Source organism: Brucella sp. TWI432 (genome assembly GCF_039674445.1).
GTDB classification, from domain to species: Bacteria; Pseudomonadota; Alphaproteobacteria; order Rhizobiales; family Rhizobiaceae; genus Brucella; species Brucella chromiisoli.
Window position 1 is genome coordinate 1 of the sequence record NZ_JBDJNL010000017.1, and the last position, 24,600, is coordinate 24,600.

Genomic DNA, 24,600 nt, shown 5'->3' on the forward strand with positions numbered 1-24,600 from the left:
AGCAAAGCGCGTGGCAGGCTGATTGCGCGGTATGTTGAGGACAACGCTTCGCACCATAAGAATGTGCTGCGTATGATGGACAACAACGCGACCACCTGTCGGCACAATGACGCGTTGCCTGCGATTGACGCGCAGCGAAAGAACCGGCTCATGCGCGGAGCGGCGAATGCCTGACCAGTCATTGAGGAAAGCATGCCCATTGAGCCGATGCTTGTTCAACTGAAAGGCCCGGACATCCCATCCGCTTGTGACGCGCGCAAACTCTGATCGCAGAGGCTTGGATGCCTTGACCAGCTGCGTCATGGGCCTGACGAAATCAGTACTCCTGACTTCAAAAGGCAGGTGCACCTGAAACCACCACCATTTGCGCTTGGTGGCTGGAAATTCCTCAATGTCACCATCGTGGTTGATCCAGCGCAGCGCGCGATGAAGGGCTGCCGGTGTGCCGATCAGGCGCTGCCAGAGAATACCTTCACGTAGGATTTCACGCGGATTGGCAATGAAGTCCTCAATTTCGGTCAAACCGTATTCGGCAATCAGATACGGTACGATCTGATCGGGCGGATTGAATTTGAATGAATGCAAAGCCTCAATAGCCGGTAGAAACTCTGGTTGCCTGTCCAGAGATTCGGACATAGCCCGTTCGTAGCGGGTTGAATTGATGGGCTGGTGATGACGGCGCTCAATCAATAGTCGCGTCCCTCATAGCTAAGAGACACGCTATCGATTGCGATAGCTGTACCTGGTGCGGCAATTATCGAGGCAGCAGGCTCTAAAAGCTCTATCTTTTTCACACCCGATGCGTGCAACTTTGCTTCGATCCATGATCGCTCAAGGTCAAAACCGATTCCGGTTTCCTTGTTCCACGCCGCGCGCAACTGCTCTTCAAGCCGCATCTCGGTGACAACAGACGACGCCGAAGGCAGAAGCCAGTATTTTGCCTTGATGGAAACTACCTGGGTCACAGCGGCTTCGACAATCAGCTTATCGTTGAGCAGGCGCACGGTGTCACTTTGCACTTCTGCCTCAACCGCATCCAGCATAGCCTGATCTGGTATGCCACCATTCTGGCTGGAAAAGACCGTTATATGGATGATTGGCCAGAATTCTTCGCGATAGACCGCAACGTCGCGGATACGTACATCGGCACGCCGTGCCGCCGCCGCATACCAAAAGGCCGAGCCGCCGGTCGAACGCGCCTTGATGGCGAGTATCGTGCGTGCACGCAGGGCTTCATCCAGTTCGCTGTCGAGACGCTTCACATCATAAAAAGCTGCTAGATGATCTAAATCCGATCCTCTGGCGAAAAGCAGGAGATTGGAGGCGGTTGCATCATTGATACGAGCGCGCAGGGCAACTTCCCGCCCGGCATTGACCTGATGCTGGATGAGCGCCGGGTCATAATTCGTGCGATCCACATCATAATCGATGCCAAAAGCATGCGACCGCTCTTTGTAATCGGAGATCGTATCATCAACGATCTTCTCCGCATCAAGCGTCTCGATCATTTCCGGCTTCGGCAGATCGTCAAAAACATCATATGCGTTCATAGGATGGCTCCCCCCGCATCAAACCGCGCCTGCTTGTTCTCCTGAAGCGAATAATCGCCAAGGTGACCACGCGGGTAATAGGTTCCGTCAAGGATGAAAACGAACCGGCCTGACCGGCCAAATTCAACCATTTCGATTGTCTGAAGACTGAAGCCAGGTTCGCCGCTATCAGGATCGTTCAGAGCCTCGGCAATAGCCATGTAGACCTTGAAAATCGTCATAGGGTCGGCATTCTGGTCCTGAAGTTCGGGGACCAGGCTGCCAAGGTGGCGGCGCAGCATACGGGTTTCAAAACGCGTCGTCAGGCATTTGCCGATGGACTGAACGCAATGCGCCCAGCCGGTCAGCAGTTTTCCCGTCTCTGCGTTGATGCCTGTCCGCACGGCGTTAGTCTTTCTTTGTCTTCGCCAAAGCAGGTTCGGTGGTTTTAATCTCCGGGCGGCGCAGTTCACCCGATATGAGCGCGTATTGCGCCTGGTCTTCGGTAAGCTGCAATGTTTTGCCGACACCCGGATTGCGGACGCCAGCCACAAAGGGGCCAGACGCCTTTTCAGTCACTTCGAAGGTGGATTTATTGCCCATTTAAAAGCCCTTTCAAATCGGATCGTTGGTGGTATCGCCGCCGCGTTCGACGCCATCATGTTTGTGTGTGTCGCCGACATTCTTGTCATTGTGCTTCAGGCTGTTGCTTTTCATGACGACCTCGGAGGCTTCGATCATGACAACGCCGCCCGCGAAACGAATGCCGCAGCCGCCATGAACAATCGCCAGTTCGCCATTATTGGCGGGGTTCTTTGCATCGTCTGTGTAGCCATTGCGAATTGCGATCGACTGGCTGCCAAGTTCGCCGTTGGGCGAAAACAGTCGGAACGGATCACCGATCGCGACGGGAAAATGTGTGCCGGTCGAACCAGCAGCTTCCTGCACCTGTACCCACGGCGAAAGGAAAGCTTTGCCGGTGCGGCTATCTTCTGGCTGAAGCTCAAGTCGAACGCGGTCACCATCTACAGCAACCACCTTGCCGGTCATGTGAGACGCTGACAGGCGGCGTTCGAGATCATCGACCGACTTTTGAACCGTAACCAGATCACGAAAAGCAGTATTGAGGGCTCGCAAGGCGCTGTTCATGGCTGCGCCTCGCTTTTCTCGTCGTTGATGTAAAGCTCCGAAATTGCGACGCCATTTGCATCAAAGATGTTCTGGCCGAGCTGGCGAAGCTCTTGCGTCCACTCGACGGCAATAATGGACACGCCTTTTGATTTGATCGCGGCAGAAATCACCGGCTGTATTGATACCGTGCTGGGTGCTCCAAGCTTGACCAGATTAAACATTTGGCTGGTATGAAGAGAAACAGCCACCGCTTCAGCAATTGTCCATGCTTCTGCGTCGCGCTCCTTGCCGTCTGTGACAACAAAGGCGGCGGCCGACAACGTGCCTTCAGATTGACCACTGGCGACGGGCTTCAATTTCACCTGCAAAATGCCGACACGAACAGCTGGTGCGCGAACACTAGTTGTTTCGAGCTCATCCAGATTGAAGCGGCCGAACTGAGACACACACTCGCGCAGTTCGGGCAGAGCCTTATGAATCGTGCGGACGACAGCTTCACGAAACTCATTAATACGGGATTGCGGCTTGCTCATTGGACAAGCCTCTTCAACCAGTCTTCAGCGGCATCAACAATCTCGGTCTGATTGGCAGATGAAAGGCCAAGATAGGGACGAGCCGGAATAGTCACGCTCTGCACAAGGCGCATCATGTTACCAATCATGAACGCAAGTGCCTTGGCAGTATTCGGGCGAATGGTCTCGCCCAGCTGGTGAATGCGCGCGTAGACCAAAGCAGAGCCGATCATCACACTTGCAGGCGACGCAACGTAGTCGATCGAGCGCGAGAGTGCGCCTGAACGGTAAAGAATGCTGGTGCGGGTGATGTTCGGTTTCCAAGCTACACCTTGCGGTGAGCGCTTTTCTTCCTCAATGCGGCTTCGCGTCTGCTCCTGCACCAAACGGCCGATACCTTCGGCAAGCTCTTGCTTTGGTGCATTTTCCAACCCTTGAACGAGGCTTAAAGCCGCTTCAAGGCCGGTTTCAGTGATTTCTAAGCCGACGCTCATGGCAATGTCCGCCGTGAAAATATGCGGGTATTTGCTGAAAATGCAGCGCCACCGGCAGAACTGCCGGGATCGGTTGAAACGCGCGGCTCATCAGCGCCGAGACCAGCTTTGCCGTCAGCAATGCGCTTGAGCAACTCGATCGCAAACTTGTAGCGGTCTTCGATTGTCGTGGTCAGCGCAGAATGGCGGTTTGCCAGCTTATAGACGGCAATGTCGGCGGTAGGGGATTTCAGCACACCGGGAGCGGATGGCAGCGGCAGCGGGTAACGCGCCGACAGGTAGGCGTCAACTTCCTTGCTGGCAACGTCAAGCGCAGACGCGATTGAGGCAGAGGCGTCAACATCTTCTGGCAAAATATCGCCAACGAACTCGACGCCCCAAAGCTCCTCAATGTCTGCCTGCGTTGCGTAAATCATCTGCCTACTCTCAAATTGGTGGGGGTGAATGCACTTTGCGTAATGCTGGCCGCCCCCTGCGACCAATCCTTGGGAGGATGAAACTCAAATCGCGCCGATTTCTTCCAGCTCGTCTTCTAGGTCGAAGTCGAGGTCAGCTGGCAAATGATCGCCCGGCGCGTAGGTCTTGCCGTCCAAACGAATCTCACAGAGCGCCAACGGGCCTTCTTCAGCACCTTGGTTTTCTAAGGCCAATTCCTGCACCACTTTTGCGGCTGCCTCAGTCTGCGCCTTTGCCTCAGCTTCCTGCCTTGCCTTTTCGTCGGCCTCGGCTTGAGCTTTGGCCTTTACCTTGGCTTCCAGCTTCGCTTTTTCGTCGGCCTCAGCTTGAGCCTTGGCTTTTGCCTCGGCTTCTAACCGCGCCTTTTCGTCGGCGTCGGCGTCGGCGTCTGCTTTAGCCTTCGCCTTCGCAGCGGAATCGTTCTGATTGTTCATGGTCGTTGCACCTTCAAAGATAGTCGGCCTGAGAGGCCGACTGATTGAAACTTACGATCAGAAACCCTGATCAGATGGCGTTGGTGATAATGACACCGACGTCCTTCGCGCAGATCAGTTCCTTGACGCGCTCGCCAACACGCACGCGTTCGCCGCCTTCAAGGCCAATATCCGGGTCTTGAATAGAACCGGAAATGCGATTGCCGTATTCCGCAGTAAAGCCAAAGGTAACGTTGTAGTCTGTGCTGGAACGCTTCGCTGTATCCACGAAGTTAAGCTGGATGGAGTTGCCCCAAACACGTTCAAGGCGAGGGTCTTGACCCTTGCGTGTGGTGTTCAGCAGCGCTTCACCGACGAGGACGTTTTCTGCTGAAAGCTCGAAAAGCTCTGCAAACTGTGCTTTGGTGATTGCGCCGTCTTCCGTCAAACCGCCCTTGATAGCTTTGATCAATTTCGGGTGACGCTTGATCTTGTTCCAAACAGCAAAGCCCATCGAAATGCGGTTGGGGCGATAAACCAGCGTCTTGCTCATAGCGTCATCAATAACGCCATATGGATCGGAGTTCGCGAAGTCCGAGAGCTTGGAATTTCCAGCAAGCGCAATACGCTTATCGGCGGCGTAGTTGTTTGGGTTCTGAAGGAGCTTTGCGACGCGGACTTCGCGATCAAGCTCAATCAGATTGGTCAGACCTTCAACTGCCGAGCTGCGAGGATCAAAGCTAGAGCGCTTTTCTGCGCGAGCGCGAGCAGCTGCTGTAATATCAGAATTCGGGATTGCGTCATCCAAGCCGAAGTCCGCGACAGATTCTGACTCTTCAGAGGCTGAGAATTCAACCTGATTGACACGCCCCTTGCGGCTTACGCGGGTTTCAGGAACGGTGAAGCCTTCAGAAAGAGGGAAGACATTCCACTTGAATTGTTCCGAAAGGACTTCAAGCGGTGGTAAAACACGACGCCCGATCAGCGTGTGCGCTGGATTGCGATAACCGATCGCAATTGCGGTCAGCGTGGGGTCAATAGGAAACGGGCGCTTGGCCGACATAGTGATTTCCTCAAAATAGTTATGGACGGCCAGCGCCGCGAGACGCTGGTGTGGTTAAGGTCAGATGCAGCCGGGCGCTGCGAGGTATGGGACGATGTCGTTTTCGTCTGCATCCTGCATGGCAAAGCCGATGATGCGAACGACGCTACCCTCTACCGCTACGGCTTTGACGGCGCGGCTCTGTGCGTCAGACGTCAGCGGATCACCAAATGCGAAAGTACCGCCTGCGCGAACTTCGCCATGACCGCCCTGAATGACGTCGAGCATGGCATCAGCATGTGCACCCATGCTATCAGCCGTGCCGATAAGCGGATCGGTGCTGGCGGCAGCGGTTGTGACGCCATCAACGCCAGCCTTGACGATCGAATACCCATCAACAGCCGTGAGGGTGCGAAAACCTTTGATGAAAGTCGGGGTCACTGGCGCTTCTCCTTTACATGAGCGACCGCGTCAGTGATTGAAACGGTGATGCCTAGACCGGCCTGTTCGTTCACATAAACGCGGGCTTCAGCTGCGAGCGCAACCGGATCAAGATCATCCTGCGCCGTGGTCGCGACCTGTTGGCCATCAAGACCGGACATTCCGGCGATAGCGGGGAGGGTTTTCACAAGATCGTTGAAGCGATTGAGACCGCCTTCGACTGAACACATGGCGCGATAGGTTTCGCGCGATGCCGGGGTGATTTTTCCGGCAGCACTGGCCGCATCAAGTGCCAGATCGATTTCGCGATCAGTGTCCTTCTGCTGAAGCTGCGCCAACGCGGTGCGAAGTTCGGCGACTTCCGTAGCCGATGCGCCACCCTGAACCGATGCAAGCGCTGTCGCCGTGACGTCCTGAAGCTTGGCAATAGCGGCGGTGATTTCGACGTGACCGCCTTTTTCATCGATCTTGAGCGACTGGCATAAAGCCTTACGCTCGCCGTCATGCGCGGAAATCGCAGAAAGAATAGCAGCTTCGTCAGCCGTTTCTGCGAGACCCAACGCTTGGGCAATAGCCTTCAGCATGGTTTTCTCCAATTGTTGAGGTTGTTCGTGAGCGAGCGCCGAAAGCACGAGCGCAGGCCGATTGACGAGGCCAGCGCCGTTCAGGCGAGAAATCAGACCGTTGCGGTCGTGATTGAAATCGGGGGAAATGAATCGGTATTCGCGATCAACAATCTGCCGGGCAGCTTTCGCTACCCATTCCACATGGCCCCATATGCCGCCTGCGCGTTCTTCCAAGCCGACAATCCAGCCAGCGGCAGGGGCTTCTTCGCCTTTTGGGGCTTTGTGAGCCTGTGCATGTTCATAGTCGATGGCGAGCGGGCCACGGTTGGCTTCAAACGCTGCAAGGACGCGGCTTGGCTCAAGCGTCCACTCGCGGCCGTCGCGAGCCTTGATCTTTGGCCCGGCCGGAAAAAGCTCGATCCACTCCGGTGCGGTGTTGCCAGCGCTTGCAAGATCGGTCTGAAAAATAGCTGTTGCGGTTGCGTTCGTCATGAGCAACAAAGTGGCGTGTTCGCCGCGCTCAAGCGCCCCTGACAGTGTCAGGTGAAATGATTACAGGTCCGAACCCGCAATCACACTCTTACATATAAACATAGAACCGTTTTTGAGGCATCTTAAAAGCCCACTGACGCGCTTTTTCTAGTTGGGGGCACATTGGTGGAGCGAACTTATACACTCTCAATCGTGGAGGCTTCTTTGAGAAGAATACTCACGGCGATTAATTGGTTTAGTAGCTTTTCCGCAATTAGCGTATTTTCCTCAAGAGCCTCAATAGTTACGTTGGTAGAATTTCTGTTGCGTGTCGACTGAATTTCGAAGCCGCATTCTAATTTGTGGGTGTCGAAATTGACTCGGACGTGGTCTTGGTATTTCCCATGGGCGACTCGGTTTCGAAATTGTGCAAGTTGCTGAGCTGCTTCCAAATTAATTTCGTGGGACGGGAACAAGTCTTCATTTAAAGCACGAAGTTGCCGTATAGCGTCGTCAACTTTTCTGGGTGCGCACACTTCTGCAAAACGCTCCAGCTTTTGAGAAATCAGAATTTCGCGGACCAATTGGTAAAGCGTAGATTCCACGTAGTTGAAAGCCAAAAGAAATGCACCGAGATTTGTTCCATACTTCAGCTCCATTTCCTGCATTTGTTCCCACGCATCCATGTGATCTGTCATTGTCGTACTCTCAGTTGAAATTAGGCATCTTATAGCGCATATTAACAAAAGAGCGCGAGCCAGTTTAACCAGGACGGCTTGCCGGACCTGAGAGGGTATGACGCCCCTCCGCGCTCGATCAATCAATTACAGTATCAGCCCGCCGCGCACGCTCAATAACCTTGAGTGCTTCTTTCTCGCTCTTACGATGGAAGCTGACAAGCCACCACTCCAGACCGTTATTCGCTGACTTGATGACCGTGCGCCACCAAGCACCACCAGCTGCCCCGATGAAGGCTGCCGACCGGCCGCGCTGGATGACTGCGGCGGGATCGCGCAATACACCTATCGCTGCACGGAAATCATCAGTCGCAAGATTGCGGGCCGCGTGTTCTTCAATGATGTGCTTCACACTATGGTCAGAAAGTTTGACAAGCCGGGTCTTTGCATTGAACGCCTCGACCACCTTCGGCGCGATCTGTGCGACGGGCAAAGCCGCTCCTTGCTGAAGATGGCCTTTCGCAAGCGCATCCATAACGGGCGAGCCGACGATATCCCTGACAGCAATATCTTGCTTTCCGGCTGGCATGGCATCAACTTTGCCATATAGGAAATCGCTCACGTTGCGACCGCGTGACATTCCGGGGTTTGTGTCCCAACCCGGATCAATCCCTTCAGGCACCATTGTGGTTTGACCCGTGCGCTTGTTGCGCCATTCTTTCATGACGACAAGCGGCGGCTCTTGATCTTCCTTCCAGCCAAGGCGCTCGGCCTCGCGTTGCGTGATTTGCCGAATCCGGCATTTGCAGCCCCAACCGTTCGGCGGATAATGCGTTTCCCAAAATGGATGATCGACCGGCAGAACAATGCCGACCCATGTTTCATGTTCTTCGCGGCGCTTTTCAGCAACTGAGAGCAGATAGACCAGAAAGGGGAGGAAGCGCTTATTGCGTTGCGTTTTTTCCCATTCACCAGCCGCATGTGCTGATCTGACATTTGACCAATAGATTGTGCGCAGGCGGCGAGGGCTTCCAAGCTGCGCGACTTTCGGCGTGCCGTCCTTCGGATCGACCGCGATCTTTTTTCCCCACCAACCTTTTTGCTGAAGGACCGGCGTGAGCCTTGCCTGAAACTCTTCAAACGGCAGCCGGTCGCGAATAGCGTCGGACATGGCGGCGCGAATATCTTCCAGAATGTCGAACCCGGCAGACTTCGCGACCGTCCATGAATAGGCATGTTCCTGCGGGGCAATATCGCGCCAGTCAAATGTTGGCTTTGACTTCTTGGCGTCGAAATACCGGATAACTTCGGCAGGTGCGGTTTTGAACAAGTCGAAGTTATCAGCCACGGATTAAATCTCCGCGCCGCTATCGCCGAGACCGCGGGCGATCATTGTAACCTTGGCCAGCCGATCGGCCATTGGCCCACCGTCCATTTTGGCGGCGAGGTCTTCAAGCCCGGCCTCAATCTCGGCATAGGATTTAGCCCGCGCAAAAAGAGCCTTAATTGGCTTCAAAAGTGGCTCAAGCTGCGCTTCCCAATTTTCAAGGCCAGTATCGGCGATTATGTCCAACTCGTCGCGCTCGTCAGATGCCAAGGCATGATAGCCGCCACAATGCGGGCAAGCTCGACTTAAAGCTTGCGCCTTTGCAGTTTCTTCCTCTTCGTCGTCAATATCAGGGTCAGGTGATGGCAATACCGCAGGCGGTGCTTGCTCCTGCTTCACCGGATTCTTGACGGCATGCATGATTTTCTCGCGGTCTTCAGGTTCATCAAAGCCGATGCGCTGGCGAACCTTCGGCATGCTTACTTCAAGGCCAAGCGGAACAAGTTTCGAGATAACTTCGGCCAATGCCTTGATGTCCTCGTTTTCCGCAAACGGCATTACGACCGTTGGATAATATTCCTGTGGTCCATAATTGAGGTCTACAAACGGGCGTACGAGATCGCGATTGATGGTGACGGAAATCTGCCGCGCATCTGCCTTGCCAATATCGTGGCGTACATTTTCATGCACCTTGGCTTGTGCCATAGACGAGCCGTCATCGCTGCTCATAGTCTGGCCGAGAACGCCTTTGGAAATCTGCTTGTCAAGATATTCCGCCTTGCCTGAGAATAGCCCGTTACCGGACGAACCATTCACCTCAATAAATTCGATCTCCATTTCCTTCGGGATGATCGCGGCCGCATCCGTCGAAATATCGCGCACGGCCTGAAGCAACACGCGGCGGTCATCATGGCTTGCACCTTTGCCGAAACGCCCGACGCGCAGCGGCATGCCATAAACTTCCAGAAACGCCATCCAGTCTTTAAGCGCATAGGACTTGAACATGAATGCCCATGACGCAAGACGTGCAAGGCCGTTGCGGATCGGCAAGCCAGATTTGAGCTTGGGCCGGTGTATGGAAAACTTATACGCAGGCAAATCGGTGCCATTGATATTCTCCGGGTTCTTGAGGCGAAGCGTGCGGCCGTCGAGGCGGTCAATGACGAAGAAGCGCGGATCGCGCCATTCGAAACGTTCCGGCCACCACTCTTTTGATTGCTGGTCCCAGATGGTTTCGACAACGGAATAACCTTTGCCAAGACCGTCTTGCAGATTGTCAATGTAGTCATCAATGAACTCAGGCAGCTTGATAACCTTGCGAACAGCTTCAGCTATAAATTCATCGCGCCTGCTTTTTGATGCTGCAACAACGATCGGCTCTATGCTGGTAATGGCAAGTTTGCGGGTTCCAAGCACTGACCGATAATGAAGGTCGCGCTCCTCCATTTCTTCAGCCAGTACAAAGAAGCGATCGGGATAGCCGTTGGCTGCTTGCCGCAAAATCTCGGCCATAGAAATCGGATCAAGACCGGACAGAATCGTCTCTGACCAGATATTGCGGACGCTGCCGGTGGTCGGGCCTGCGATTTCCTGTTTCAACATCGAGGTGGAAATCGGCTTTCCCCACTGGTCAATGATCCTTGACGCCTGTGACATCAGAACAGACCTCCTCTTACGCTTGGCATCAGACCGCTACTGGTGGCAGGGGCAAACATGTTGCCGCCGCCCTGTTCAATGTCTTGTGCATTTTGATAATCGTATTCTTCGAGGTCAGCCCGGCTGACATAATAGGCAAGGGCACCTGCTATGGCGCTATCACCGTGTCGGTCGAAACCGTCCGCGCCCTTGCTGGTGTGGCCGTCTGGAATTTTTATGATGCCGTTGACGTAGGCCAAAGACTGATGATCGGCCAGAATGTCCGCATCCATCGCCAGCAAAATCGTCTTGTCAGAAAACGCCATGGTGTAAGCGGGCATTTCGGTGCGGTACCAGCTTTCGGACAACTTTACTTCAATGAAGCTCGCACCATATCGTTGGGCTGCTTTTTCGGCGAGATAGGCACCGTTGCCAGTTGCGTCCAGTGCGCCGCCAGTGAAGCGTGGTAGCCGATCGACAATATAGAAAAGGATCTCGCGCTGCTGATCAAAAGGCACGTTGCGCAGTTCGATTGTCATCACGGCACGGCGCACCAGGTCAAGACCTATTTCCATCGGCATAAACACCGAGGCGTCGCCAGTGCGTCCGAAGTCGCCACCGAAGACATGCTGCCTGCGCAGATCAAGTTTCTTCAGGAATGGAAGCAGGCGGGTTTCGCAAAACTCCAGCGTGACTTCGGTGCGAATATGGTCAGGCTCGTTTTTGAACTCATCCTTGCAAGCCCACCGAATGACCGGAATGCCTTTTTCCATGCAGTTTTCAATCATGACGCGGGTAAGCGCTGCGCCTTCCTGCTCGGCAGGAATGGCGTCCAGTTCCTGTTTCATGGCGGCGGTACGAGGGCCATAGGCCGCACGGATTTTATGCTCCCACGCGGCTTCTTTCTCTTCCGTCCACTCTTCGCCCTTCATGAAGCATACGCGCTTATAGAGGCCGTTCTTTACAGCATCGCCAAAAGTGACCTCATGAACCTTGAAAGGGTTCTTTCCCGCGTAGGCTTCTTTAATCAACTCGTTAAAGGGATTCAGAACGCCTTTATGCGTGGAGATAACCCGGATTTTACCGCCCCAAATCAGGAGCGCGTTGACGGCATCCAGTACCGAACGCACGTCTTTATGATAGGCGGCTTCGTCAATGACCACGACGCCCTGAAGGCCACGAATATTTTCTGGTCTGGACGATAGTGCCTCGACGCGAAAGCCTGACGCGAAGCGGATAAGATAGCCAGAAATATGCTTGGTGGTGCCGTCGTCGCGATGATCGAGATAGATAAACTCTTTAATTGCACAAAGCTCCTTCGCAACGACTTGCGAGAAGTGCTTCACATAGCCGATAAATTCTCGGCCTTTATCCTTGGTGTCACCGATGTAAAAGACATTCTGTCCGCCAGCTGATCGCCGCGCCGCAGCAATAAGTGTGCAATCCAATGCCTCAGCGAAGGTGATGCCAGTGCGTCGCCCCTTGGATGAAACCTTCAAATCAGACTGATCGGCAATCCAATCGGCCTGATGCTTCATCAATACGCCTTCGGCCAACGGGTCAAGGTCGTCGGGAATGTCTGCGCCGCGTGGCAATTCTTCCGGCAACATATCGGGCGACTGCGGCAATACCGGATCGGACCATTTCATGTCTGGTAGTTGCTTGGTCATGCTTTGCCTGCAGGTTTCTTTTCCTCTGGTGCGCGAACGCCGAGGAAGTCTTTACGAAGCTGCGAGATTGCAGACGCAGAAAGACCGGCTTCCTTCGCCACGGTTTCAATGACTTTTTCGGTCTTGGCTTCAAACTCGGCTTGGACCTTCTGGCGGCGTGCGGTCGAGACACTTTGCGCAGCTGATGCAGCGCGCAGCGCGTTCGCCAGTTCCATCGCGCCCTTCGGATTGATACCGGCGTCACCGGCACTTTCGAGCAGCTCATAAATCAATGTCTTGATGGCTTCCGCCGCAACCAGGGTAAGGTCATCGGATGTCTCAGGGTCGAAACGCTCGGACATAGTGGCGGCGATTTCGCGGGTTTGCTCAAGACGGCGGGTCATCTGCGCAAGGCGCACCGAATGTCGGTGAAATGACGAGAATGCAGGAATATCAAAAGCAACGCCAAGTTCGCCCTGAACAGCGATCAGCTTAGTTTTGAACTCGCCGTAAATATCAACAAGTGTGCGCTCACGGTCTGCAAATTGCTGCGCGGCCCACGTAATGACCTCATCGCACTCTGGCGGCAATAGATCGATGGAGGAAAGACGGCCTCTGCCGCGCTGACGTGACATATCACGCCCCCGGCCGTGACGGGCGCTTTACACCTTCGATTGCAATATGGCGGTCAAGGTGGCGATGTCCAAGATCTGCGAGGGTTGCAATCTTGACAGACCCGGCATCAATGACCGTCACCGCATCCATGTTGCGCAGATACTCAAGCTGCTGGTGTATCCATGGCCGGTCCTGATGAATGGCAAAACGCGCAAGCACCTGCTCAATCAAAGACGATGACAGGCTCTCATTGGTCTGTTCGGCAAGCGCCTTCAGAATGATAAGACGTGCTTCTTCCCGGATTTTGTCAGCGTAATCGATTCCCAGAGTGTTCATTTGCGAGCCTGTTCCAATAATAGTTCGTGGAGACGTTCACTGGTCAGAGCGATGGGCTTCAGTTTTTCTTCCAGTGCTACAAATCGCCCACTCATCTCTGTCAGGGCCAGTTCCATGCGATGCTGCGCATCACGGTCTGGCAGGTGTTTCATGTCGTTCTCGATCGCCAATAATCGACGCTCATGATCAATGAGTGTCGAAGCATTGCGCTTTGCGCCTGATGTCAGCAAAGTCGTGATTGATGTGCCAACGGAAATCAGCAGAGCAATCAAAGAGAGCCACGGTACGAGAGGCGCGAGGTCCATTATTTAAATCTCCGTTGCTTACAGAGCTTTTCGAGCCGCTCCTGACAATCCACACAGCGCCGTGCAGACGGCAGCGCCGCCCGCCGATCGGCTTCAATTTCTTGGCCGCAACCAACACAATTCAGTGTGCCTGTTTGCTTTAACGGTTTACGTGCGGCAGCAATCGCGGCTTCGCGTTCTTGCTCGGTGCGCATGGCAGCAAGTTCATGAGCGAAGTTACCGATCTTCATTTATTTGGCCGATCTTGCGGAACCGGCACCGCGTCAGCCGCGATCACAGCAGCTGCTCGACGCGCTTCACAGGCGCTTAACGCCGCGCGATCCTTGCCCCAAAGCGGGGTCAATTCCTTTGCCGTCAAGTCACGATCAGGCAGCGTCACCGGCTTGTCGCAAGGCTTACGCGCTTCGGTGGGAACTTCGCCGCGCTGGAATTCAATGCGGATCGTTGGCAAGGGGTTCGTGGTTGAGCAGCCGTGTACGAGCACGGTCAATGCCGCTACCATCACGGTCAGGCAGACCCTCATTTTGTGCCTCCAGTTCGGAAATCTGATTTTTCAAATGGTCGATTGTGGCTTGCGCGACCAGATCAGCAGCACGCGCTGCGCGCATCTGCTCGATGATGTTCCGTGCAGCGGCCGCATTGGCCTTCTCAATCTCAAGCTGCCAATGTGCGTCGCGTGCGGCGGTCGCTGTGGAGGCGGCTTCCTCGATCCAGTGATTGACCATGACAGACGCACGCCAAACACCAAGGCCAGCACACGCAAGCAAACCGGCAATCAAAAGAGCAAGAAATACGGGACGAGAAACAAACGCTGGCATCAGCTGTTCCTTTCGCCATCCGGGCCGTCAGGGTTAGGAAGCTTGGCACGCGCTTGCGCCCAAAAATCCATAGACCCGAACCCACGATGCACACCAAGAACACCGACAATTAGTGTCGTTAAAGGAAACATTGCAATCTTGGCGTATTCGACGGCCTGCGTAGAGCCGAACACCGCGCCAAGGCCAAGAACGAAAAGCAGAAGCCATGCGGCACCTGCATTCACCCAAAGATAACGGCGCGTTGAGCGGTAGGACGGTTCTTTCATCAACCCACGTCCTCCGGCATGAATCGCTCCAGCGCGGCGTTTGTCTTGCGACCGACAAGACCGTCAGCAACAAGGCGGTGGTCACGCTGGAAGGCGCGAACTGCCTGTTCGGTTCCCGCACCAAAAACCCCATCGATCGACATGTGATAGAAACCTGCAGCGCGCAGCGCGCGCTGGATGTTGGCGACAGATGGGCCGCGCATGCCACGGCGCAGAATGGAATAATCCTGATCGCGGCCGAGAATGTCACCTTGGATTTCGGCGATAATTGTTTTCGCTTTCTTGAGGTAAGCGGCACGATCATTAAGGCCGTTTGTGCCACCGTTCACACGTTTGGTGACAGCAAGAAGATCGTCATGATCGGCAAGCGCATTAAGGTTGTTGGTTGACCAAAAAAAGAACGTCGCCCACGCGGCCCAAGGCCACGTTTCGAGCAAATCCGGGTTGGCCTCAAAATCTGTTGCGGTTGGTAAGAAGCGCCTGATCCATACAGTAAAATTTCTTGCATGGGCGCGACCGGTCAACTGGATGAGAGCGCGACCTCGATACCGCCTACCATCGCCGGTTTTAGTGTTGCCAAGATCAAGCCGCCCTTCGTAGGCAGCGCCGCTTGCATATTCTCGCAGTGTGCAAAAGCCGTCGCTTTCATGTGCGACCTGCGCGAGAAAGTGGGCTATCCGCAGCGGCGTGGTAACTTCGAAGAGCTCCAGAAATTCAGGCAGCAAAGGCCCGAAGGCCGCAATGATCGCCTGCTGACCGGTGATCTTATACGCAGGGGCGCGCGGCGCGAGTGCGGCCAAAACTGTATGGTTGATATGGGAAGCAATATTGGTGCGAGCGGTGAGCGTGTTCACATTTTGTGTCCCGATAGCTTGATCCGAAGCGAAAACTTGGATCAAATGTGCCAATCGGGATGGATGAGAACGCCCCTGACAGTGTCAGGGAATCCTTTAATCGTTGATCTACTTCAAGAAAAAATAAGTTCGTTACGGATATTAGTAATCAGCGACATGTGATAATGCGCTTATGCTTAAAACCGCTTCGCAATTTGAGCGATCTGCTGTGCGGTTGATGCCTGTTCAGTAGTGTCTCCACTCCGAAAATATACCTTGTCATTAAAATATGAGATATCAATTTGTGATGGAATAGTTATGGTGATAAACCCTAGACCAAAAAAGGAATTATAGTCTAAATTTGTGAGAATACTGGATTTCAATGGTTCTGAAATCCCACTGTTTTTGATACGGTCGCGCCACATCGCAACGTACTTTTCAACTGAGATACCCAACACATCAGCCTCGCGGTTGATCCCAACCACAAATCGTTTACCAACTTTCCTCGGTTCAATATTGTCTAGTTTGGCGATGCGTTCAGCGTGCTCAGGCGTGTCTGTCACGCCCACCAGCAATTTACCAATACGATTTGGACCATTATTCGCAATAGCCGTAATAGATTTTAGCACCTTGTCAACGGCGTTATCGTCCATTGTGCGATCAGTCGCCAAACGCAATATACCTTGCTTTAATTCATAATCAGATAGCTCAATTTCTGATCGGCGGATGAGCGCATCGATGTCCGCCGTAGAATGCCCTCCATAAACTACCGGACTCGGGTCCGCACTTACGAAGTATTGAGCGACGAGTCCCTTAACAGTATCGATGTTCTTCCGCCGCTCCTCAGGGGATGTTGCCTTCCTCCCCTTATCTATTCGATTAGCAAGATTGGTAATCGCCTTTTTAATCCCTGCATAGTCACTAATTTTGAGCTTATTCGTTACAATAAGCTCATGAAAAGCAATCAGAATAACAGAAAATACTGAAGGGAATGCATTCGTCTGTTTTTTGTCGAAAATTATCTCTCGAAGCTTATCCTGTTTCCCGTTAGAACAAACCTTAAGAATTTCATCTATGCAAAATTTTATTTCGTCGCTAAGTCTCTCTACACCATAAACCTCTAGTGCAGCTATAATTCGTTCTGCTTCACGGCTGCCACGTTGGTAAATATCATCCAACGCATCTTTTGATCGCTCAATGAGTTGGCCGCCGACTATGCAAGCCGCTATATCCGCAACACATTGTTCATCCATGCTGTCGCGTAAATCAGTCGCTCTAAGAATGCCTTGATTTACCCAAAACACCTCTTCGGCTTTAACGCTGTAGCCATGTCGCGTCATTGGTAAGTCAATGCTTATTGACGGCATTTTACTCAGCAAAAGTGTCTGGGCAGAGACATCACCTCGGAGGGTACAAGCTAATTCGCGCACACCTGTAGAAAAATCATTTTGCACACCTGCTTGACGACGCTCTTGGTCACTTAAGCGATGTCCATACGTATTGATACGATCAAATACATCATCCACTTCTATGTCAGATGCGTTTCGCATGACCGACAACGAGAGTGAATAATCCAAAAATGTGGAAACAACAGGTTGCGAAATCCGGCCCGGAATATCTATCGGCTGGAAAATTTCTGAGTCTGCCCTGGCTTTTGCCGTAGGGAAAAAATCCAAATTGAAGAGTTCGCCATTGATAGTAGCAAAAGCACCTTCAATAAAAGATACAATTGCATGAAGCCTTTGTAGACCATCTATGATCTCAAATGTGCCAGCAGCCTCTTCACGTTCGGCTACCAAAATTGCAGGAACAGGATACTTTCGTATTATAGATTCAACGAGCTTCTGCTTTTCTTCAAGGGTCCAAACCAATTTACGCTGATAACGCCGGTTCACATAAAGCTTATCTTGACTGAACCAGCTATAAATTGATTGGATTGACGTAGGCTGCGACGAAAGTTCCGCCATTGAAAATGCTCCCCCTTGAATTCAACACGGCATTAGCGGTTGCACAATGCTTCATGGAATGTCAACCAAATGCTTGATCGGTAAGCCTAGAATAGGCTTCCTTGCTTTTCTGTAAGGATACGCTTTCTTGCCCTGTAGGCTGAACGCTCGTGCATACCGGCAGCAAGCGCCGCCTGTGGTGCCGTCATTCCGGCCTCAAGAGCCTTGATCAGCCTTTCGCGGGATGTTGCATATTTCGCCATTGGTATCGTAAGTCGGACACCGCCTCTGCCAGAGCGGAAATGCCTACAAATTTTCTCGGCGGCTTCTATGCCCACCAGTTCAACCAGCCAGTGATCTTTCTTGATTTCAGCAGGAAGATAGATCGTCACTCCACCTTGTGCACGCACAAGTTCCCAAGCCGCCTCTTTACCAGCGACTTGGGCAATCTCAGTGAGAATTTCGGGCATGCGCGATCTGGTCATAGTTCCCGCTTTAATTAGACTTTATCTTAACAGCTAATCTGACACGCCTACCGAGCGTATTCATGGCATTCTGCCATTCTTCTTTTTTCAGATCGTTGAGTTGCGGTTTTCCCTTATAGCCACATACAGACCAGACTGTTTCCGCCAAGCCCTTGCCATTGGTCCGGCTTTCACGGGTCAGAATGCGCCATTGGGCTGTTACAATCTGCCCGGCAGGCTGATTGGCCCAATCCGGCAGAAACGTATCTTTTTTCCAATTGACCTCGGCAGCGCGGGTCAGCCACTTTTTAAGTGTCTCAATCGCCTTGTATGCGTCAGCCGGATCGTGAAGGAACCGGATATGATCGAGACCGGTCTGGCGATGAACAAAAGCAATCAGCGCCTCGTCATAACCGTTCGTCACTACACCGAGATTATAGGCCGCAATCCAGAGCGCCTGAAGCTTGGGTGCAAACTTTCCTTCAAGGCGTTTTCTCTTTCCCTTTAAAGGACGTTTAACGGTTGGATTGAAGCCCTTTTGATTGAGGTCTTCAATGACATTCTGCTTTTCATCCTCGGTCATTTCACGCAGCGAAACCTTGCCGGTCACGCGATGCAACATGCCGCGATAGGTGTCTTCGTCAAGACTAAGTTGATTTTTTGCAACGTGAATTACTGCGATAGAATTCATGATGTTGTTCAAACCTCACGCCTTCGCCATATCAATAGTGACGGCTTTCCAGCCCGCTTCTCTGCGGGCGCGCTGATAAAAGCGCACATATTCCTTGGAGCCGGTAATGCGCATGGCTTCACGGATGGCGCGCATGGCATCCTGCCAACGTGGATCATCGATATCGAGCCGCAGCAACATGAAAATCTCCGAGCGATTAACTTGACCTTCTTTGTCCGTGTTGAAAGCGCGGGTGATCACGGCCCGGATTTCAGGGCGGCTGTCTGCCGACCACTCTGTCAGGCATTCATCCAGTAGCCGCTTGGCAACCTGAAGCTGTGGGCCAAAGTCAACAAAATCTGCAACCTGTACGCTGATCTTTTGAAGCCCATCAAAGGTCTGATAGGAGCGGTTTCCTTTTGGCCCACCTTTAGTAACATTGTACTCCTGCTGTAGAAGCGCATCGAATTCACCAAGGTCCGTCATGGTATGACCACGAAAACGGCTGATCTGGTCGGATAAACTGGATGCAAAGCCCATGATCTTGCGAACCATTTCATCCTCAAGCTTATCGACCGCCTTAACTGCTTCGACAGGGATCAACTGGCCCTTGGCGTCCACCATGTACGGTTTGCCTTCGAAAATCTTGATTTCGGGCTTAAGTGCGGGTTCATCATGAATGTAAGGTATTGCTATCTCGGTCATTGAATTTCTCCTGATGATAGGCAAACGGAAACCAGTGAAACGACATTGGTGTCTGGTCTTTTGATTTCGTTTGAAATGATGCGGTTGGCTGCGCTGATATTGTGAACGCGCTCAATGTGCTGAAGGCGATAAATCTCATTGCCCAACTCATGAGCGCGCATGGCAGTGATCGCTAGCCATTCAAGTAGATTGCGCATGTCTTCCGCCGTAAAATGCAGTCCGCTTTCAAACCGCATGAGATTGCGACGGGCAGCAAACAGGCAATCGCTAACTTCGTATGGATCAAGGATCATGCCTTCCTCCCGAAATCTGGATGAACGACCTTTCCGTTATGTGAAACGACCGGCGTATTGAGTACTTTGGCTGCTTCGGCCTCCATGAAGGAACGGCCTTTCCGATCCATTTCCAGAAGCCGAAAGCCTGTCAGTTCAAGCTCCATGGCAACAGCCAACTCGGAGCAAAGCGACAACTTGGCGTAAAGGTCGGCACGGTGATGGCCGGTCAAAGGCTCATCAGCATCATAGCGGCCGATTTGATCTGCGACGGACTTGAGCGTGGTGGAAAGTTCAATGCTCATCCGACCAAACCCTCTACGTCACGGTTGGTCCAAGCAGCTTTGATATATTCATATGTGACGTCCGTGCCGTTGCCCTGAGCGACCATGCTTGCAAGCTTCATGGTTTTATCAATCTGACGAAGCGCACCGCCCTTCATGCCGATACCAAGCAAGAACTCTATTGCCTTTGTGTCGGTCACGCCCCACGCTTCTATGAAGGCGAGTAAGTCTTCCTTGTGTGGCTTCACATAGCTAAGACGCTTTCCGATGCGGCTTTTTAGTTGCGAGTGAGATGGGCCACCTGAAAGGTTATCCGTTCTCCTGATAAAGCGGCTGTGAATTTCATCGTTGCCAATCAGAGCGACGCCGCAGCCGTAGACATCAACAAAGTGGCGAAGTTGGTCGATTGCTTCATCCTGTAAGTTCTGTGCCTCATCGACGATCAGCAATGTGGGCGCACCGGCGCGCGCAAGTCTGCTACCGATCGCGCGGGTAAGCTTGGCCGGGTTATGCTGCATAACCTCCAGTTCTGCGGCAAGGTCGATCATCATGCCGTGCACAGTGCGCGTGTGCGGTGACATTGTGACCATGTAAACATGTGGACGCGTGGCCCGATAATGACGGCAAGTCATGGTCTTGCCGACGCCTGCGGGCTGCGTGATCATGACAAGTTCAGGGCCGCATTGCGCCCATTTCAATGCCTCTTCGATTTCCGCTGCGGTTCTGGTTTTGAAAAATGCAGGGGAGGTGGCAAAATCGCTAAGTTCTGCGGCGTCTTCCAGTGCATCAAGCCACTGTTGAACAAGCTTGTTCTGAGCATCGAGACGCCCATTGTAACGGCCAGAAAACCAACCGCTAAAAGTGCTTTCCGGCATATTAATCCGGCGTGCAGTCTCGATCTTGCTCCATCTATTTGCCGTCACTACCGGCAAAAGGCGGTCAATAAGCGCCCACCACGCATCAATATCTTTTTGTGTGCGATTGGCGGTCAATTCCGGGCCGGTTATCGGGCGGTCCCATGCATTGGCCGTGCGGTTTCCTATTGTGGTGCTAACGTCTTTCATTTAAAAGGTTCCTAGATTGTTTGGAATTATCGGGCGGGTGTGATCCCGCCCTTTTTTTTGGAACCGTACTCACTACTTACCGGCTCATGCTTTCCCTGTGGGAACTGGATAACAGTGGGGTCGCTGTCGATCCCGCTGAGCGCGCGGGCAAAACCACGCTCAAAATTTTCTTGGCTGATTGCGTCTGCGACGGCGTCTTCCTTCACGGCAAGATTGCCGCGAGCAATGCGGGTCACCTTTGGCCGAACAGGCTTCGGCTCCTCCGTGCGGTTTTTCTCGCCCTTGTAAATCAGTTCGCCGAGCTGCTGTGCCGATAGCTTCCGCTGTGCGTCGGCGGTAGCTTTGACACCCTTGATATAATCGCGGCGGGCGCGGGCATGACTGCGGGCAGCCTCCTGATCGAAGAAGCCCGTATCTGCGATGCAATCAGCTTCGCAAATCAGCGCATTGTTGAGGTCATAAACCTTGATCTTTCCATGCAAATCATCGGGGTCAAATCGGATCGTGATCTTCTTGCCTGCGTGTTGCGTAAGAGCAGAGTTCCAGTAACGGTTACCCTGATAATGGATTTCGCCGTTACCTTTACGCGTGCGAATGACTTCGGAAGCAAGCAGCCAAAGTGAACGCTGTGCGGCTGTCGCCTGACGAACAATCGACGTTTCCATGCTGGCGGCGAAAGTTTCATCGAAACTACGGCCAGCGCAGTTCAAAGCCCGACGACCGGCTTGCGCGTTGTGATCCGCAATCTGCGAAGCAACATGCATATGGAAATCGGGCAGCATAATCGCGCGGCTACCGTAGTTCTCAGGCTTCGCATCCGGCTTATTGCCCGTATAAGCCCCGGCGCAGAACGGGTGCTTGGCAATGTTATCCGCAAGATCGCGCCATGCGCGCTCAATCGGCTTTGACTGACCGGAGTAAGGGTTAGCCCAATGAATGTGCACGCCAAGAGTTGTCAAAAGGCCCTGCGGGTCTTCAACCTTAACCTTGAAGCGGTATCGATTAGCCGTACCACCTGAAATCCAGTGCGAGGCAAAAGCCCGACCGTTGTCGAGGACTATATCGTCTGGGATGCCAAAGGCTTCCACCATATCGCCGATGACAAGGCGCACGGTTTCCTTGTTTTCGCTATCAGACAGCCGCCACGCGACAATCTTGCCCGAATAAAGGTCTTGAATACCAAGCAAAAACATACGGATCGGCGCGTCAGACCACGGCACTCTGACAAACACGTCGAGCTTGTGACCGTCCATGTTCACAATCTGCATGGCATGCAGATGCGTGCGTAGACGGCGTTGCGCAGGATAAAGCATCTTGGCTTTTTCTTTTCCATCGCGTGCCAATGTCTGCACTTCAGCCGGAACTTCAGTGTCCAGTCGGCGGCGTAACGCGCGTTCTGAAGGAACTGGCGACCAGCCGTTCTTCTTCGCCACCTTCACCATTCGACGGTAGCATGAAGAAAAGCTCGGGCGTTCCGAACGTAGATAGTCCGCCGTAAGAAAGTCCCAAGCTTGGACATGGCAAGGTGATTGCTCGGAAGCTGCGGCAAAAGAAGGCGCGAGAGCGGCTAGCCAATCTGACCGATCATGATTCTGTACGAGTTTCCACCAGCGATATAGCGATCGCACGCTACCTCCGAACCGCTCACGCGCAAGTTCTAAGGCTGTATTGACTTTAATCCGTCCCCCGCGTCGCAGGTCGTCAGCGTAAAGAAGTGTTTCAAGACGGCGTTCACACCGGGCTTTATGCTCTGATGAAAGCGCCTCAAAACGTGCCCAAAGTTTGACCTTCTGCTCGGCTTCAACGTCGCAGTCGTCGTTTGCCGGTACTTCATGGACGACCAAAAGGCGTGTTCTCGCTGATTGCGGCAGAAGATCAACATGATATTCCCACCCACCACCCCGCCGGTCAGCTTTCCGGGCTTTTCCTTCAATGTGCTTCCAACGTGAGTTTTGCGCTACGAGTTCTATGCCTTGCCTAGACTGCGGGATACCGGGCAGCTTTTGTGCCGCCAGTTCGGGAATTGTGTACCATTCCTTCATGACTGCCCCCGGCGCTTAACATTGACCGGTACGGACGTGAGTTTTTTCAGCTTTGCCTTCAACTCACGCTGCTGCTGCTGTAGTGCTGCAATTTCGGCGAGGCGAACTTCATCGCCTTCGAGAAGTGTCAGTCCGTCTTCCGAAACCACCATATCCCAAAGCCATACCGCTCCGGTAGCCCGCACAAACGCTTTGAACCGCAAGAGGCTGATGTCATGAGTTGCCCGGCTTTCAGCCGTGTAAGCATCAATCGCGGCCTTGGTGATGTTTGGAAGACCAAGATATTGCGCCATGCGCGCGGCAATAACGGGCCGTTCGTAGGGGCACTGACGTATGGCTTCCGACATGGCGCGGCGTAATTTGGAACGAAACCGCTGCATGTCGAGTTGTGACACAGGTGTTCGAATAGGAAAGTGGTCAGAAGCAAAAAAGTCAAACTGATCGGGGTGGAGCTTGCTCATGCCGCATTCTCCTGATCAATGATTAAGTCTGCATGCGCACGTATACGCGTCCTTGTACTGGAACTCGCTCTGCTCCAAATCTCAACGAAATGAAGATATAGCTTTTCCTGTTTGTCAGGTGCAGGCGCGCGAGGCGCGTCGTCTATAAGCTGAAGTGCACGACTGATGTCGCCTTCCTCACGAAACGCAATTGCGGCACGACGCTGCAAAGCTGGTTCCAACTTGGCGAGTTTGAGTAGCGCAGACTGATTGTCGGCGATCGGCGTTCCTCGTACAGCTGCACGCATATCAGGGTGAAGGTATTGTGCAATCTTATGAAGCCGCTCGACCGATCGCTTCGACAAGCCGAGGCGGTCAGCCACATGCTCCGAAAAGCTGGCTGTCGCCGTTTCTCCGTCAAGCAAAGCGACAAGTTGTCGTTTTGCTCCCTGATCGCCGCCACGCGAGATTGCGCCGTTTTTTTCTTCCCAAAGCTCGCGGTAAGCCTTCACGAACTCGGCGCGATCAATAGCTGAAAGCTCGTTGCGGAATAGGTTCTCTGTTATTTCCTGTAAGGCCGCTTCGGTTTTGTCGGCCTCAACGATCAGAACATCTATTTCCGTTTCGCCATTAATAATTACGCCCCGTAAACGGTGTGCACCTGTAATAAGGGTGAATTTCCCACCCTTGGCATTTGGCGTGAAACGAACGGTAATTGGGTTTAAAAGCCCATGTTCTGCGATTGACAGAGCAATCGCCTGGGCGTGGTCTTCTTCGACGGCGCGAAGTCGATCGGATACAACAATATCAGCTATGGCAATACGCTTAAACTCGGCCATTATGCTACTGCCTTCTCAAGTTCTCTGTCAAAAAGGTTCAACGCTCGTTTAGCCATGCGGCGATATGCATCCTCGAACGTTGGATGTTCCAGGCGACGGTCTACGGCGTGAATGGCAAAAGCGATCGATGTACGCTGGCGTGCTTGCATGGTGACAATGCGCCGTTTCGGAACGCCGAATTGCGTCGCGAGAATATGTATTGCGATCTGACGAGCCAGGGCGGCGTCAAACCACTCATGGGGCGGGTCAATGACGTCCCGAAGAGCGAGATGTCGGAAACCGCACTGTTGTACCGCTGCGTAGCAGCAGGCCAACATTGTGCACCGGCTTTCTTCTTCACAATGGGGGTTGAACATGG

At 53.1% G+C, this 24,600-nt stretch carries 35 protein-coding genes; all 35 read right to left on the reverse strand.

Going from position 1 to position 24,600, the window contains the following annotated elements; all coding sequences use genetic code 11:
* On the reverse strand, positions 1-636 hold a 636-nt coding region (locus ABE527_RS17345; protein ID WP_499697687.1), incomplete at its 3' end, for a phage tail protein.
* 50 nt (positions 637-686) lie between these two features.
* Positions 687-1,550, reverse strand: coding sequence for a baseplate J protein (locus tag ABE527_RS17350; protein ID WP_499697688.1), 864 nt, complete (start codon positions 1,548-1,550; stop codon positions 687-689).
* Positions 1,547-1,933, reverse strand: a complete 387-nt coding sequence (locus ABE527_RS17355; protein WP_499697689.1) for a GPW/gp25 family protein — start codon at positions 1,931-1,933, stop codon at positions 1,547-1,549. The genes ABE527_RS17350 and ABE527_RS17355 overlap by 4 nt, the downstream gene beginning before the upstream one ends.
* 4 nt (positions 1,934-1,937) lie before the next feature.
* Positions 1,938-2,132 (reverse strand): hypothetical protein, encoded by a 195-nt coding sequence (locus ABE527_RS17360; protein ID WP_499697690.1) that lies wholly within the window; start codon positions 2,130-2,132, stop codon positions 1,938-1,940.
* A 12-nt stretch (positions 2,133-2,144) separates the two neighbouring features.
* A complete protein-coding gene (locus ABE527_RS17365; RefSeq protein ID WP_499697691.1) occupies positions 2,145-2,678 on the reverse strand; it encodes a phage baseplate protein in 534 nt (177 codons plus the stop codon).
* Positions 2,675-3,193 carry a hypothetical protein gene (locus ABE527_RS17370; RefSeq protein ID WP_499697692.1) on the reverse strand — a complete coding sequence of 173 codons (519 nt, stop codon included), beginning with the start codon at positions 3,191-3,193 and terminating at the stop codon, positions 2,675-2,677. The genes ABE527_RS17365 and ABE527_RS17370 overlap by 4 nt, the downstream gene beginning before the upstream one ends.
* The gene (locus ABE527_RS17375) at positions 3,190-3,672 is read right to left on the reverse strand and encodes a phage virion morphogenesis protein (protein WP_499697750.1); all 483 of its coding nucleotides are present in this window, start codon (positions 3,670-3,672) and stop codon (positions 3,190-3,192) included. The genes ABE527_RS17370 and ABE527_RS17375 overlap by 4 nt, the downstream gene beginning before the upstream one ends.
* The gene (locus ABE527_RS17380) at positions 3,663-4,082 is read right to left on the reverse strand and encodes a gp436 family protein (RefSeq protein ID WP_499697693.1); all 420 of its coding nucleotides are present in this window, start codon (positions 4,080-4,082) and stop codon (positions 3,663-3,665) included. The genes ABE527_RS17375 and ABE527_RS17380 overlap by 10 nt, the downstream gene beginning before the upstream one ends.
* An 84-nt stretch (positions 4,083-4,166) precedes the next feature.
* Positions 4,167-4,556, reverse strand: a complete 390-nt coding sequence (locus ABE527_RS17385; RefSeq protein ID WP_499697694.1) for a hypothetical protein — start codon at positions 4,554-4,556, stop codon at positions 4,167-4,169.
* Between the two features lie 70 nt (positions 4,557-4,626).
* A complete protein-coding gene (locus ABE527_RS17390) occupies positions 4,627-5,598 on the reverse strand; it encodes a capsid protein (protein WP_499697695.1) in 972 nt (323 codons plus the stop codon).
* Positions 5,599-5,658: 60 nt separating this feature from the next.
* Positions 5,659-6,018: a hypothetical protein gene (locus ABE527_RS17395; RefSeq protein WP_499697696.1), complete on the reverse strand. Its 360-nt coding sequence runs from the start codon at positions 6,016-6,018 to the stop codon at positions 5,659-5,661.
* Positions 6,015-7,076: a phage protease gene (locus tag ABE527_RS17400; protein WP_499697697.1), complete on the reverse strand. Its 1,062-nt coding sequence runs from the start codon at positions 7,074-7,076 to the stop codon at positions 6,015-6,017. Before ABE527_RS17400 ends, ABE527_RS17395 begins: the two co-directional genes overlap by 4 nt.
* A 176-nt stretch (positions 7,077-7,252) precedes the next feature.
* Positions 7,253-7,753, reverse strand: coding sequence for a hypothetical protein (locus ABE527_RS17405; RefSeq protein WP_499697698.1), 501 nt, complete (start codon positions 7,751-7,753; stop codon positions 7,253-7,255).
* 118 nt (positions 7,754-7,871) lie between these two features.
* Complete coding sequence (locus tag ABE527_RS17410; protein WP_499697699.1) at positions 7,872-9,080, reverse strand: phage head morphogenesis protein; 1,209 nt, start codon at positions 9,078-9,080, stop codon at positions 7,872-7,874.
* Positions 9,081-9,083: 3 nt separating this feature from the next.
* Positions 9,084-10,715: a DUF935 domain-containing protein gene (locus ABE527_RS17415; RefSeq protein ID WP_499697700.1), complete on the reverse strand. Its 1,632-nt coding sequence runs from the start codon at positions 10,713-10,715 to the stop codon at positions 9,084-9,086.
* Entirely contained in the window at positions 10,715-12,364 is a 1,650-nt protein-coding gene (locus ABE527_RS17420) for a hypothetical protein (protein WP_499697701.1), read from the reverse strand. The genes ABE527_RS17415 and ABE527_RS17420 overlap by 1 nt, the downstream gene beginning before the upstream one ends.
* Positions 12,361-12,978, reverse strand: a complete 618-nt coding sequence (locus ABE527_RS17425; protein ID WP_499697702.1) for a DUF3486 family protein — start codon at positions 12,976-12,978, stop codon at positions 12,361-12,363. The genes ABE527_RS17420 and ABE527_RS17425 overlap by 4 nt, the downstream gene beginning before the upstream one ends.
* Before the next feature lies 1 nt (position 12,979).
* Positions 12,980-13,294, reverse strand: a complete 315-nt coding sequence (locus ABE527_RS17430) for a VpaChn25_0724 family phage protein (RefSeq protein ID WP_499697703.1) — start codon at positions 13,292-13,294, stop codon at positions 12,980-12,982.
* Positions 13,291-13,599, reverse strand: a complete 309-nt coding sequence (locus ABE527_RS17435) for a DUF2730 family protein (protein WP_499697704.1) — start codon at positions 13,597-13,599, stop codon at positions 13,291-13,293. Before ABE527_RS17435 ends, ABE527_RS17430 begins: the two co-directional genes overlap by 4 nt.
* Positions 13,599-13,829, reverse strand: coding sequence for a TraR/DksA C4-type zinc finger protein (locus tag ABE527_RS17440; RefSeq protein ID WP_499697705.1), 231 nt, complete (start codon positions 13,827-13,829; stop codon positions 13,599-13,601). The genes ABE527_RS17435 and ABE527_RS17440 overlap by 1 nt, the downstream gene beginning before the upstream one ends.
* On the reverse strand, positions 13,826-14,050 hold the full coding sequence (locus tag ABE527_RS17445) for a hypothetical protein (protein ID WP_499697706.1): 225 nt from the start codon (positions 14,048-14,050) through the stop codon (positions 13,826-13,828). The genes ABE527_RS17440 and ABE527_RS17445 overlap by 4 nt, the downstream gene beginning before the upstream one ends.
* Positions 14,031-14,417 carry a hypothetical protein gene (locus tag ABE527_RS17450; protein ID WP_499697707.1) on the reverse strand — a complete coding sequence of 129 codons (387 nt, stop codon included), beginning with the start codon at positions 14,415-14,417 and terminating at the stop codon, positions 14,031-14,033. The genes ABE527_RS17445 and ABE527_RS17450 overlap by 20 nt, the downstream gene beginning before the upstream one ends.
* Positions 14,417-14,683 carry an NAD(P)+ transhydrogenase beta chain gene (locus ABE527_RS17455; RefSeq protein ID WP_499697708.1) on the reverse strand — a complete coding sequence of 89 codons (267 nt, stop codon included), beginning with the start codon at positions 14,681-14,683 and terminating at the stop codon, positions 14,417-14,419. Before ABE527_RS17455 ends, ABE527_RS17450 begins: the two co-directional genes overlap by 1 nt.
* Positions 14,683-15,537, reverse strand: a complete 855-nt coding sequence (locus tag ABE527_RS17460) for a peptidoglycan-binding protein (protein WP_499697709.1) — start codon at positions 15,535-15,537, stop codon at positions 14,683-14,685. Before ABE527_RS17460 ends, ABE527_RS17455 begins: the two co-directional genes overlap by 1 nt.
* A gap of 176 nt (positions 15,538-15,713) precedes the next feature.
* Positions 15,714-17,483, reverse strand: coding sequence for a GmrSD restriction endonuclease domain-containing protein (locus ABE527_RS17465; RefSeq protein WP_499697710.1), 1,770 nt, complete (start codon positions 17,481-17,483; stop codon positions 15,714-15,716).
* A gap of 86 nt (positions 17,484-17,569) precedes the next feature.
* Positions 17,570-17,947, reverse strand: coding sequence for a helix-turn-helix domain-containing protein (locus ABE527_RS17470; protein ID WP_499697711.1), 378 nt, complete (start codon positions 17,945-17,947; stop codon positions 17,570-17,572).
* A 10-nt stretch (positions 17,948-17,957) separates the two neighbouring features.
* On the reverse strand, positions 17,958-18,617 hold the full coding sequence (locus ABE527_RS17475) for a gp16 family protein (RefSeq protein ID WP_499697712.1): 660 nt from the start codon (positions 18,615-18,617) through the stop codon (positions 17,958-17,960).
* 15 nt (positions 18,618-18,632) lie between these two features.
* Positions 18,633-19,301, reverse strand: a complete 669-nt coding sequence (locus tag ABE527_RS17480) for a DUF3164 family protein (RefSeq protein WP_499697713.1) — start codon at positions 19,299-19,301, stop codon at positions 18,633-18,635.
* A complete protein-coding gene (locus tag ABE527_RS17485; protein ID WP_499697714.1) occupies positions 19,298-19,594 on the reverse strand; it encodes a hypothetical protein in 297 nt (98 codons plus the stop codon). The genes ABE527_RS17480 and ABE527_RS17485 overlap by 4 nt, the downstream gene beginning before the upstream one ends.
* A complete protein-coding gene (locus ABE527_RS17490) occupies positions 19,591-19,878 on the reverse strand; it encodes a hypothetical protein (RefSeq protein WP_499697715.1) in 288 nt (95 codons plus the stop codon). The genes ABE527_RS17485 and ABE527_RS17490 overlap by 4 nt, the downstream gene beginning before the upstream one ends.
* Positions 19,875-20,921, reverse strand: coding sequence for an AAA family ATPase (locus ABE527_RS17495; RefSeq protein WP_499697716.1), 1,047 nt, complete (start codon positions 20,919-20,921; stop codon positions 19,875-19,877). Before ABE527_RS17495 ends, ABE527_RS17490 begins: the two co-directional genes overlap by 4 nt.
* Positions 20,922-20,947: 26 nt before the next feature.
* Positions 20,948-22,963, reverse strand: a complete 2,016-nt coding sequence (locus ABE527_RS17500; protein ID WP_499697717.1) for a transposase domain-containing protein — start codon at positions 22,961-22,963, stop codon at positions 20,948-20,950.
* Positions 22,960-23,424, reverse strand: a complete 465-nt coding sequence (locus ABE527_RS17505; RefSeq protein ID WP_499697718.1) for a hypothetical protein — start codon at positions 23,422-23,424, stop codon at positions 22,960-22,962. Before ABE527_RS17505 ends, ABE527_RS17500 begins: the two co-directional genes overlap by 4 nt.
* Positions 23,421-24,242: a ParB N-terminal domain-containing protein gene (locus tag ABE527_RS17510; RefSeq protein WP_499697719.1), complete on the reverse strand. Its 822-nt coding sequence runs from the start codon at positions 24,240-24,242 to the stop codon at positions 23,421-23,423. Before ABE527_RS17510 ends, ABE527_RS17505 begins: the two co-directional genes overlap by 4 nt.
* A complete protein-coding gene (locus ABE527_RS17515) occupies positions 24,242-24,598 on the reverse strand; it encodes a hypothetical protein (RefSeq protein ID WP_499697720.1) in 357 nt (118 codons plus the stop codon). Before ABE527_RS17515 ends, ABE527_RS17510 begins: the two co-directional genes overlap by 1 nt.
* Between the last annotated feature and the right edge of the window lie 2 nt (positions 24,599-24,600).

Excerpts from the sequence above, each read along its gene's own strand:
- ABE527_RS17365 (WP_499697691.1), bottom strand. The coding sequence starts at position 2,678 with ATGAACAGCGCCTTGCGAGCCCTCAATACTGCTTTTCGTGATCTGGTT.
- ABE527_RS17450 (WP_499697707.1), bottom strand. The coding sequence starts at position 14,417 with ATGCCAGCGTTTGTTTCTCGTCCCGTATTTCTTGCTCTTTTGATTGCC.
- ABE527_RS17420 (WP_499697701.1), bottom strand. The coding sequence starts at position 12,364 with ATGACCAAGCAACTACCAGACATGAAATGGTCCGATCCGGTATTGCCG.
- ABE527_RS17415 (WP_499697700.1), bottom strand. The coding sequence starts at position 10,715 with ATGTCACAGGCGTCAAGGATCATTGACCAGTGGGGAAAGCCGATTTCC.
- ABE527_RS17500 (WP_499697717.1), bottom strand. The coding sequence starts at position 22,963 with ATGAAGGAATGGTACACAATTCCCGAACTGGCGGCACAAAAGCTGCCC.
- ABE527_RS17390 (WP_499697695.1), bottom strand. The coding sequence starts at position 5,598 with ATGTCGGCCAAGCGCCCGTTTCCTATTGACCCCACGCTGACCGCAATT.
- ABE527_RS17480 (WP_499697713.1), bottom strand. The coding sequence starts at position 19,301 with ATGACCGAGATAGCAATACCTTACATTCATGATGAACCCGCACTTAAG.
- ABE527_RS17435 (WP_499697704.1), bottom strand. The coding sequence starts at position 13,599 with ATGGACCTCGCGCCTCTCGTACCGTGGCTCTCTTTGATTGCTCTGCTG.
- ABE527_RS17510 (WP_499697719.1), bottom strand. The coding sequence starts at position 24,242 with ATGGCCGAGTTTAAGCGTATTGCCATAGCTGATATTGTTGTATCCGAT.
- ABE527_RS17470 (WP_499697711.1), bottom strand. The coding sequence starts at position 17,947 with ATGACCAGATCGCGCATGCCCGAAATTCTCACTGAGATTGCCCAAGTC.
- ABE527_RS17455 (WP_499697708.1), bottom strand. The coding sequence starts at position 14,683 with ATGAAAGAACCGTCCTACCGCTCAACGCGCCGTTATCTTTGGGTGAAT.
- ABE527_RS17490 (WP_499697715.1), bottom strand. The coding sequence starts at position 19,878 with ATGAGCATTGAACTTTCCACCACGCTCAAGTCCGTCGCAGATCAAATC.
- ABE527_RS17385 (WP_499697694.1), bottom strand. The coding sequence starts at position 4,556 with ATGAACAATCAGAACGATTCCGCTGCGAAGGCGAAGGCTAAAGCAGAC.
- ABE527_RS17380 (WP_499697693.1), bottom strand. The coding sequence starts at position 4,082 with ATGATTTACGCAACGCAGGCAGACATTGAGGAGCTTTGGGGCGTCGAG.
- ABE527_RS17475 (WP_499697712.1), bottom strand. The coding sequence starts at position 18,617 with ATGAATTCTATCGCAGTAATTCACGTTGCAAAAAATCAACTTAGTCTT.
- ABE527_RS17485 (WP_499697714.1), bottom strand. The coding sequence starts at position 19,594 with ATGATCCTTGATCCATACGAAGTTAGCGATTGCCTGTTTGCTGCCCGT.
- ABE527_RS17425 (WP_499697702.1), bottom strand. The coding sequence starts at position 12,978 with ATGTCACGTCAGCGCGGCAGAGGCCGTCTTTCCTCCATCGATCTATTG.
- ABE527_RS17405 (WP_499697698.1), bottom strand. The coding sequence starts at position 7,753 with ATGACAGATCACATGGATGCGTGGGAACAAATGCAGGAAATGGAGCTG.
- ABE527_RS17370 (WP_499697692.1), bottom strand. The coding sequence starts at position 3,193 with ATGAGCAAGCCGCAATCCCGTATTAATGAGTTTCGTGAAGCTGTCGTC.
- ABE527_RS17495 (WP_499697716.1), bottom strand. The coding sequence starts at position 20,921 with ATGAAAGACGTTAGCACCACAATAGGAAACCGCACGGCCAATGCATGG.
- ABE527_RS17350 (WP_499697688.1), bottom strand. The coding sequence starts at position 1,550 with ATGAACGCATATGATGTTTTTGACGATCTGCCGAAGCCGGAAATGATC.
- ABE527_RS17430 (WP_499697703.1), bottom strand. The coding sequence starts at position 13,294 with ATGAACACTCTGGGAATCGATTACGCTGACAAAATCCGGGAAGAAGCA.
- ABE527_RS17400 (WP_499697697.1), bottom strand. The coding sequence starts at position 7,076 with ATGACGAACGCAACCGCAACAGCTATTTTTCAGACCGATCTTGCAAGC.
- ABE527_RS17360 (WP_499697690.1), bottom strand. The coding sequence starts at position 2,132 with ATGGGCAATAAATCCACCTTCGAAGTGACTGAAAAGGCGTCTGGCCCC.
- ABE527_RS17440 (WP_499697705.1), bottom strand. The coding sequence starts at position 13,829 with ATGAAGATCGGTAACTTCGCTCATGAACTTGCTGCCATGCGCACCGAG.
- ABE527_RS17465 (WP_499697710.1), bottom strand. The coding sequence starts at position 17,483 with ATGGCGGAACTTTCGTCGCAGCCTACGTCAATCCAATCAATTTATAGC.
- ABE527_RS17515 (WP_499697720.1), bottom strand. The coding sequence starts at position 24,598 with ATGTTCAACCCCCATTGTGAAGAAGAAAGCCGGTGCACAATGTTGGCC.
- ABE527_RS17505 (WP_499697718.1), bottom strand. The coding sequence starts at position 23,424 with ATGAGCAAGCTCCACCCCGATCAGTTTGACTTTTTTGCTTCTGACCAC.